The sequence below is a fragment of the Vibrio qingdaonensis genome (assembly GCF_026191675.1).
Taxonomy (GTDB): Bacteria; Pseudomonadota; Gammaproteobacteria; order Enterobacterales; family Vibrionaceae; genus Vibrio; species Vibrio qingdaonensis.
Genome location: NZ_JAKRRY010000005.1, coordinates 174,101 through 184,172 on the forward strand (window position 1 = coordinate 174,101; position 10,072 = coordinate 184,172).

Below are 10,072 nucleotides of genomic sequence, written 5' to 3' on the forward strand. Positions count from 1 at the left end.
GAGTTATTTTGTCTAATGGATGAGCAGGCTACCGGACAGGGCATTTCGATACAATGCTCATACTGGCCAGTATCATCTCTTCAGACCAGTTAAAATCCCACACACCAAGTAAAAACTAACACACCAAGACAATAACAACTTGATTCGTAAGGGTTTAGAGTAATTACTTAGTGCTTTTACTCTACTTTGTGACAAAATGCGATCTAGTTATCATTTTTAGCAGTTTTCCAGATCAAACGTCGACACATCAAGGGGAATGAACTAGCAATTGGCAAATATCATTTATGGCCAATTCAGCGAGCAAGACATAAATTCGGCCTGTTTCAGGCTTGTTTTACAATGGATTCAGCATGGTAGAAAAGGTATGATCTAACACTATTTTTGAATGGCTAGGAGTATGGCATTGAAGGCAGTTCAGCAAGTTGATTTATGGGTTTGCCCACTCGTCGATCTTAACCAGAAAACAAATCGACTTAACAAACTACAGTCTTGGCTAAGCGATGATGAATTAAGTAAAGTCTCTCGTTATCGTCAGCCGCATGCACAGCTTACTGCACTCTATGTACGCTGTATATTGCGAGCAATTTTATCTCGCTATTCACCTATTCAACCCCAGCAGTGGGCATTCGAATATGGAAAAAAAGGTAAGCCTCGCCTAAGTACCTTACAACGCGAACAAACGGGCCTTAATTTTAACCTCAGCCATAGCAAAGATTACTTGCTCATCGCACTCCTTAAATCCGATGATGAATCAATGATGCTGGGCGCGGATATCGAGCACGCCAGAGAAAATACTGATATTCACTCGATCATGAATCACTACTTTTCTTCACAAGAAATTGATGATTTAAAGGCGTTAAATAGAAGCGAACAAAGAGGACGTTTCTTTGACCTTTGGGCGCTGAAAGAGTCCTATATAAAAGCGACGGGGCAAGGCTTAGCAACCTCCCTTAAAAGCTTTGCTTTCGATTTTTCTTCTTCCGTGGCAAATGCGCACCCGTTAACACCCGCTTGCGTTGGCGGGTACGCCACAAACGTTAATATATTAAAGGATATTGGCATCCACTTTATTAAGACGCCCCTTGAAGAAAATACGACAGTGACAATGAATAACCATCACCTGTCATGTTGGCAGAGCTTTTTAGGGTATCTAAATCGAGACTATCGCTTTGCGGTTACGGTTGGGGGATGCGATAAGCCAATAGTATTAAAATTACAGACCTTTTCGCAGCTAAGTTTGCCTAACTTTGAATAGCGCCTTTAATATGACCAGTGTTCATGATTCGTTCTATAATGAGGTCATCGTGAATTGTAACAAACTCCCCTAGCCCGCTTTCTTAGATTAATAGCAACACACCATGTGAATGGTGTGTTGCGTACACTACCAAAGGCGCATACTAGCCAGCTAACATCGCCGTAAGCACCTCTTCAGGAACCGGTTGCAAGCGTTTATCTTTATCCAAGCACACCATTTCAATGTCGCCAATGACTGCTGGTTTAGTCGCTCCTTCACGCCACACTTCCTGACGCCATAGCGTTTTGTATTTCCCATCCAATTCGAATGAGGTACGAATATCGCAAATCTCCGCAAATTCAACACCATCTTGAAAGGTCATGTTCGCTTTATAGACGGCAAAGCCTAGCCCATGATCATTCCATAACTGGGCTAATTTATCGCTACCAAGCACATGTTCACGGGCTCGCTCAAAGTATTTTAAAAAGTTGGGGTGATAAACCACTCCCGAATGATCAGTGTCTTCGTAATAAATTTGAACGGGGTGATGATAGATCTTGCTCATGATCGAGGGGTCTCTTTTTTAGAACGGATAACTTGGAAGATTTCATGCCACGGGCCGTGTAAACCATGAAAGTCACCAACATAAGGCTATGCGGCACTGTACCTTAACTATCTCAATCACTTCAATCCTGCATCAGGCATTGTGGCCTTGGTCAGACCTCAATAGACCACATACCTACAGTGACGACACAAGCAAGGGAACACCTCACCTGCCATACAAATAAATCATTATTTTTACTAATGCAGGTATTGACAGTGGTAATTCGGAAGCATATATTGATTACACGAACTGCCATATGGAGTTCATTAATGACCAAGTTCGCCTCATATAGGGAACAATTGGTCGTTGTAATCGTAAGAAGCGCTCTTTCAATCAGGCTGTTTCTTGCGCATTTCTAACAGCAGAACCCTACGTCCACATTAGCGAGTTAACGCTTCGGAGTATGAGTTCTTTCTCTTGGCTCGGTGCTAAGAGAACTATTGCTTTAATAAAGGATAGTATTATGCGTAACATAGATTTTTCTCCCCTATACCGCCATGCCATTGGTTTTGATCGCTTGTTTGATCTTGTAGAGAACAGTGCAAAAAAACCATCTCAAAATGGTTATCCTCCTTATAACATCGAACAGAAAGACGAGAACCACTATCGCATCACGATGGCGGTTGCGGGCTTTTCTGAAGATGAACTTACCCTCACACAAAACGAAAACATGTTACTTGTGACTGGTGAAGTCAAATCAAATGACACGAAACCGACCTATATCTATCAAGGTATCGCCGAAAGAAACTTCGAGCGAAAGTTCCAACTTGCTGACTATGTCACGGTTGAAAACGCGAACCTCAAGAATGGTCTGTTGCATATTGATTTGGTACGAGAAGTCCCTGAGGCCATGCAGCCACGCCAAATTTCAATCAGCAAGTAACAACGCCTCAGCTCCAAGAGCAGGCACCATCAATTATAGATTTCGTTTAGCCATGTGCAGTCATCATTATAACAGTGACTGCACCGGGGTTATTACATCAAAAATTCAACGATATACATTAGATTAATTAATCCTTATCGTTAAGAGGAATATCATTATGGGTAAAATTATTGGTATCGACTTAGGTACAACCAATTCATGCGTTGCGGTATTAGACGGCAACAAACCACGTATCATTGAAAATGCCGAAGGCGAACGCACAACAGCGTCCGTCATTGCTTATACCGATGGTGAAACACTTGTCGGTCAACCAGCAAAACGCCAAGCCGTCACTAACCCAGAAAATACGCTATTCGCGATTAAGCGCCTGATAGGCCGTCGTTTCGAGGATGAAGAGGTTCAACGTGACATCGAAATCATGCCTTATAAAATTGTTAAGGCCGACAATGGCGATGCATGGGTAGAAGCAAAAGGACAACCAATGGCTGCACCTCAAGTGTCAGCTGAGATCCTAAAGAAAATGAAAAAAACGGCGGAAGACTATCTAGGTGAAGCCGTAACTGGCGCAGTGATTACCGTTCCTGCCTATTTTAATGATGCACAACGTCAAGCAACAAAAGACGCAGGTCGCATAGCAGGCTTAGACGTTAAGCGAATTATAAACGAGCCAACTGCAGCTGCCCTCGCTTACGGGCTGGACCAGAAAGGCGGTAACCGCACAATCGCGGTTTACGACCTTGGTGGTGGTACTTTTGATATTTCGATTATTGAAATTGACGAAGTAGACGGAGAAAAAACATTTGAAGTATTAGCGACCAACGGGGATACCCACCTTGGTGGCGAGGACTTCGACAATCGTCTGATCAATTACCTTGTTGACGAATTCAAAAAAGACCAAGGTATTAATCTAAAGAACGATCCACTCGCGATGCAACGTGTAAAAGAGGCCGCTGAAAAGGCGAAGATTGAACTGTCTTCCACTTCTCAAACCGATGTTAACCTGCCTTACGTCACGGCAGATGCGACAGGCCCTAAGCACATGAATGTGAAAGTGACGCGTGCGAAACTAGAATCGCTTGTAGAAGATTTAATCGTGCGCTCTATAGAACCACTTAAAACCGCGCTATCAGACGCCGAGCTAACAGTCAGTGACGTCAACGATATTATCTTAGTCGGGGGTCAAACACGTATGCCGATGGTGCAAGCTAAAGTAACTGAGTTCTTTGGTAAAGCACCACGCAAGGACGTTAACCCCGATGAAGCGGTGGCAATGGGCGCAGCGGTTCAAGGTGGCGTTCTTGCTGGAGATGTAAAAGATGTTCTGTTATTGGATGTGACACCACTTTCTCTTGGTATCGAAACCATGGGTGGCGTAATGACCAAGCTTGTTGAGAAAAACACCACGATCCCAACCAATGCGAATCAGGTATTCTCTACTGCTGAAGACAACCAGAGTGCGGTGACCATCCATGTCGTTCAAGGTGAACGTAAACAAGCATTGCACAACAAATCACTGGGTCAATTTAACCTAGAAGGCATTCAGGCTGCACCGCGCGGCGCGGCACAAATCGAAGTGACGTTTGATATCGATGCGAACGGTATATTGAATGTATCGGCGAAAGACAAATCGACTGGCAAAGAACAGAAAATCACCATCCAAGCATCAGGTGGTCTAAGTAACGAAGACATAGAAAAAATGGTACAAGAAGCGGAAGCAAACAAGGAAGCGGACAAAAAGTTCGAAGAACTGGTTGCGGCTCGTAACCAAGCAGACCAATTGATCCACAGCACTCGTAAACAGCTAGAAGAAGCGGGTGACTCCGTTCCTGCTGACGAAAAAGGTCACATTGAGGTTGTCATCTCCGAGCTAGAAACCGCTCGTAAAGGCGACAATAAAGGCGAGATCGATACCAAAACTCAAGCGTTAATTACGGCGGCTCAAAAGCTGATGGAAATGACTCAACCCAAATCAAATGACACGGGTTCTGAATCTAAGACCAAAGCAGATGACGATGTCGTCGAAGCTGAGTTTGAAGAGGTGAAATAGCAACACGTTAGACAAAACAATCATTAATGTACTCTACGTTAAACACAAAGGGTACGCTCTGGAAGCTAGTGGCATTGCCCACTAGCTTTTTTTATGTGTAAGTAAACCGCGCTCCTTAATTGGGTGCCTAGTACTTTGCCTACTTCGATTATGAATTTCTCTAATTCATGTCCTGAAACACCACCTCAAATTACCATAAGCATCGAACCTGTCTCGTTACAGTAGAACCCTCTATTTTTCCTTAGTTAGTCCATCGAAACATACGAATAACTGAGGGAAATCATTCGATAAAGGCCCAATATGTACGAAGTTATGAAGTAAGACTCTACGCTGTACTGCTCATTTCAGAGCTGATGGCTGAACCTATCAAGTTGGGTTTAGAGCCAGCCATCTCGTTCTATTTTTCGCTTACCTAATCTTAATGTTCGACTAAATAGCCATTTATCGAATCATGATTATTTCGAATGGGCACCAAAATAGAGATTTCACATTTTAAGCAATCGATACGCATCGCTTACCGATTCATGTTAATAATCAACCATAGGCATAATATTCATGACAACGTCCCTCGCCCCCCCTAACGCCGAGACCGTATTTAATCGACTACTCATCGGTTTCGACCACAATAATCCAATGATGATCCAAAAATGCATCGCCGAGGCAAATTCAACGGACTTACCCGCTATCTTTAGAAGGTTCAGTGAGTCCCAACGTACAATATTTTGGATAGCATTAAGCGCCCAAGATGCCCAACTTGGAGCGGGTTTACTTGATCATCTTACTGACGCTGAACAAACCGCTTTATTCGTACAGTTACCGACTGAGAGCGCAAAAGAGCTCTTACAGTACATGCGCTCTTCCGATCGACGTACCTTACTCAACTTACTTCCAAATACCAGCAGACACTCGCTAGAAACATCTCTTCCAAGAACATGGGAAACGGAAGAAAAAGCCGCGATGATATACCAAGGTGATTCGGTAGGAAGAATATGTAAAAACGAAATTTTGAAGCTTGAAGAATCCGCTACCGTCGCTGATTTAGAACATCTATTGAGAGAAGCTGAAAGTCGCTCTGAGCATATTGAATGGCGATATATCTATCTTCACGATAATAACGGCAACTACCTCGGAGCAATAAAAACGCGAGAATTGTTCCTACAACAATCATGGAGTAGCTTGAGCAACCATATTGATACGAGTGTTCCAACCGTCTCCCCTGACCTGGATCTTATGTCGTTAAAAAGCATCTTGGACACCACTTCTCACACCACGATTCCAGTGGTGAATGACAAAGGCTTTCAAATCGGTATTGTAGGATTTAATCAACTTAACCATGCGCTTTATGAGCAATCTGAACAACACCTACTAGAAAAAAGTGGCATTTTCGGTGGTGATGAATTTAGAACAATGCCCATTATCAAACGTAACGTTAGACGAATGACATTTCTTCTTCCTTCTGTTGTTTTGAGCTATGCGGCGGTTTCTATTATTGCCGCCTATGAACCTATAATTGAACAAATCGCTGTGCTTGCCGCAATCTTACCGCTGGTTGCAAATTTATCTGGCGCCGCTGGTAACCAATCGGTTGCAATCTCAATACGCGAACTGTCTGTTGGCCATATTTCGGCACAAGACTGGCTATTCGTGGTAGTAAAAGAACTCCCTATAGGTTTAATCAACGGGTTCTGCCTTGGCATGATCATCGCTCTATTAATGTTGGTCACACACGGCACTCAAAACAGCCTACTTCCTGTTATCGTCGGGTTTTCATACACAATATCTTCAACATTTGCTGTTATTTTAGGCGGGACGCTACCTCTGATTCTAAAAAGAATAAACCTAGACCCTGCCATGTTATCGAGCCCAATATTGACCACTTTAACGGATGCTATTTCATTTTTTAGTGTCTTGTATTTTACTCAAACCTTTCTTCTTTAGTTCACTCCACCGTATAATTTATCTATAGGCTACTCAGTATGTATTTTGAAACATTTTTCACTTATTTAACCCTCACCGTATTGGGCCTCCTCCCTATTATGAACCCTCCGGCAGCAGCCACAGTACTACTTGGACTCAGCAAAGGAAGAGATAAAAGCTATATTGTTTCACAAGCAAAAACAGTAGGAATCTACCTCTTTGTCGCTATGTGTATTACCTTCTTCATTGGTGCGTCCGTTCTAGAACTTTTTAGTATTTCCATTCCGAGCTTACGATTAGGAGGGGGGATTATCATCGTTGCAATCGGCTTTAATATGCTCTTTCCTAAGCCCGAGCACAATTCCACAAGTGTCGGTCAAGACTCCATAGCACTTGTTCCATTGACCATCCCTTCATTATGTGGACCAGGAACGATGGCTTTGATCATTAGCTTGGCCGTAGAAATAGCCTCAAGCGAAGAGGAACTGAACCGCATCACTGTTTACACAGGTGTTATAGGGGGGTTTGGTGTGGTCAGCCTTGTAGCCGCGTTTATACTCAGCATGGCCTATCCATTGTTAAAAACACTTGGTCAAAACGGCATAAACGCATTTACCCGTATCATGGGATTCTTACTGATCTGTATGGGCATGCAGTTTTTTACCATTGGTATTACTGAGATCGTTCAAGATATTAGCCTTGCGATGTAACGACGTTAACCCACTGTTCAATTAGCTACTCATCCTAAAAAACCCGCTATTAAGCGGGTTTTTTAGGAATTGGGTGAGACAGCTATAACCATTTAGCTGCTGGATTGACAAAGGTATACTCACCCAATCTGGTTTTCGTTGCTTTCACTAAACTCGTCGTGATTGTTGACGGTAACATACTCGTGACAATCACTGCATTTTCGATAGTAAATAAATCAAGAATATCGTTAACATCTCGAATTAAGTTGTACACCTGTAGTGCATTTAATTCTCTAAGATTGTTTGACCATCCTATCGATGTATCAATAACAATTTTTCTATTAGTCTTAATCTTTTGGTCGTAATAAGTACTGTTTATAGTGGGCACATGACTATAATGGCCGATATAGATAATCGCATCATCACCATTACCCACATCAATAATTCCATAACACTTTTGATTCACCTGTATTTCATATTGACTCATAGTACACCTTATTAAATAGTAACTGTCAGGGTGACGAAATATGCCACCCTAGTATTAATTTGAAACACTCAACAACAAACCCTCCATTAAAATAATTCCACATTTACATACAAAAAATGCCATAACAGTTAGTGACTACCCAAAATAAATTCAGGTCGATGTGTTTTTCCTGACGGCAGAGGTTTTAGTTGGATACATGACAGTATTTTGAATGTCTGATTTATATTCATAACTGAAATCAGGGAACGGATAGTTATTTGTCTCATGCCACTTTTGGATCGTTTGTGTCGCTTTATCCTTTAATTCACTATCGACCGTTGATAATTTATCCACCAATTGATACTGATTTGATAAAGCAAACTGCGCTCCAACCACTTTCATTTGATGCATCAATTGAAATAAGACATCTTCCTGGACAGCCAGAAATTCTTCGTTATCTCGGCATCTAATATAGGCCAGAACATTTAAAATGATGGAAAATTCACCGATGCCTTTAAGTCGCACTCTCACAGCTTCAACTTCTAATTCTGGGTGCTGAAGCAGTACTCTACGCATGTTGACTATCAATAGCTTAAGCTGGTCCTGAGTAAGCTCAGTACGCACCCTTAAGTTATGTTCCATTCTTCGCTTATCACGTCGTTCCAAGTTATCAATTTCCATATTAGCAAATTCGGAGTTTGGAATAGTAATGAGTGAGCGCTCTAGCGTACGAATCCGAGTAGACCGTAAACCAATACTTTCTATGGTGCCCAGTTTTTCGCCGTAACGGCACAACTCTCCAATCTTAATACCACCATCTGCGTATAGCGTTAAACCATTAATCACATTTTCTAAAACCGGGCGTATGGCAAGCGCAACGGCTAAACCACTCACACCAATACCCGCGAGTATAGGTGAGATGGAAAAACCCATATACTCAACGGCATAGATAGCGAGCATCGCGATCGTTAACCCACCAACAATTCGAGCTAATACCGTAAGAAGCGATGAATCGATATGTTTACCATCATGTTTCTTAAATGCATATATCACCGATAAGTAATTAAATGTTGCCATGATCATCCATGAAATATAGAAAAACTGCGCAACCAAAAAACCTGTCGATAAAAACTGATATATAGCCCCGGTAATCCAGATACCATCGTCGATGATCTTACGTGTTACAAAGAGTATTAACACCGCTCCCAAAAGAGCCATCAAACGGCCAACTCGCCAAGTTACGTCCTTGTGCTCCCTTCGTTGATTGAACTTATCACCAAGATAAAAGCTAATTTTGATTAGCAGTTTACTAAAGGAGAACACGACAAGTAGCGCCACCCATTGCCACAAAGGAAGCGGGCCATAAAGCGTATTAAAAGCCGTGGGTAACTGATGAATAAATTGCTTAGAAAAAAGCGGGCCGGGATTGACTAGAAAGTCTTGGTAATAATCACTACGAACCAAGTTTTGATACGGTAGAACCTCCATTGCTCGATACCAATACGGTAGCTGCTGAATCGAAGTCGCGGAGAATAGGTATTGCCCTGCCTTCTCTCCCTCCAGTTGTCGAATAATCGCAATATCCGTGTTCGCAAACCGCCATTGAGTCACTTCATTGCTATGACTGTCGATAAACTCCGGCGCTTGAAAAAAAGCTTCTTCATCAATCCGATCGAGGATCTCTCTTAACAAAAGAATTCTCTCCATTACGACAACAGTGCGGTTTCTATTCGGTACCAAGGTCAAATCCATCGTTCGCTTTGTTTGCGCTAACACGTGCTGCGCATGCTGTGTTTCTAGTTTTTCCTCTTGCCAATATTTAATGAGCGTTTCTGAAGACAGTAAGAAGCTTTCTAATGTTGACTTTGCTGTAGACGTGTTTGATAAAGAAAAATCATCATTCGACCACGACAACGGACTTAAAAATATAAATACACATAACAACAGATGTGGTAAATCCCGATGTATCATTGTATTTTATCGCCTTTTAATTGTGTAAGAAGCTTGAAGTGGCGATCCCAAAACATTAGAAGGAAGTCACGCTAATCATCATGATGAATACTTCATTTCATTCATTATTATGTAAAAGTATGCGATAACACCTCTGATGAATATAAAGTATCCGTATGCTCAGTTAACTTTGATATTTTCCCTTCATCAAAGTCAAACCACATGACATAACTATTGTTAAACTGATGATCACTGGTCGTTTTTGCGCTTACCTCTAACTCA

General features: G+C 42.1%; 8 protein-coding genes. 5 read left to right on the forward strand and 3 right to left on the reverse strand.

The features are described 5' to 3' along the window. Positions 1–397 precede the first annotated feature (397 nt). Complete coding sequence (locus MD535_RS06460; RefSeq protein ID WP_265674057.1) at positions 398–1,255, forward strand: 4'-phosphopantetheinyl transferase family protein; 858 nt, start codon at positions 398–400, stop codon at positions 1,253–1,255. 142 nt (positions 1,256–1,397) lie between these two features. Here MD535_RS06460 and MD535_RS06465 read toward each other — a convergent pair whose 3' ends face one another. Next, positions 1,398–1,799 carry a thioesterase family protein gene (locus MD535_RS06465; protein WP_265674058.1) on the reverse strand — a complete coding sequence of 134 codons (402 nt, stop codon included), beginning with the start codon at positions 1,797–1,799 and terminating at the stop codon, positions 1,398–1,400. 502 nt (positions 1,800–2,301) lie between these two features. Between MD535_RS06465 and MD535_RS06470 the strand changes: the two genes are divergently transcribed. From MD535_RS06470 to MD535_RS06485, 4 genes are all read left to right on the forward strand, one after another. Next, on the forward strand, positions 2,302–2,721 hold the full coding sequence (locus tag MD535_RS06470) for an Hsp20 family protein (protein ID WP_265674059.1): 420 nt from the start codon (positions 2,302–2,304) through the stop codon (positions 2,719–2,721). A gap of 157 nt (positions 2,722–2,878) precedes the next feature. After that, a complete protein-coding gene (gene dnaK, locus MD535_RS06475) occupies positions 2,879–4,768 on the forward strand; it encodes a molecular chaperone DnaK (protein WP_265674060.1) in 1,890 nt (629 codons plus the stop codon). Between the two features lie 555 nt (positions 4,769–5,323). Next, positions 5,324–6,706, forward strand: coding sequence for a magnesium transporter (locus MD535_RS06480; protein WP_265674061.1), 1,383 nt, complete (start codon positions 5,324–5,326; stop codon positions 6,704–6,706). Positions 6,707–6,744: 38 nt separating this feature from the next. Next, positions 6,745–7,395, forward strand: coding sequence for a MarC family NAAT transporter (locus tag MD535_RS06485; RefSeq protein ID WP_265674062.1), 651 nt, complete (start codon positions 6,745–6,747; stop codon positions 7,393–7,395). Positions 7,396–7,477: 82 nt separating this feature from the next. On the opposite strand, the gene MD535_RS06490 is transcribed toward MD535_RS06485, so the two are convergent. Continuing rightward, positions 7,478–7,840: a hypothetical protein gene (locus MD535_RS06490; RefSeq protein WP_265674063.1), complete on the reverse strand. Its 363-nt coding sequence runs from the start codon at positions 7,838–7,840 to the stop codon at positions 7,478–7,480. A gap of 171 nt (positions 7,841–8,011) precedes the next feature. Then, a complete protein-coding gene (locus tag MD535_RS06495; RefSeq protein WP_265674064.1) occupies positions 8,012–9,811 on the reverse strand; it encodes a mechanosensitive ion channel family protein in 1,800 nt (599 codons plus the stop codon). Positions 9,812–10,072 lie beyond the last annotated feature (261 nt).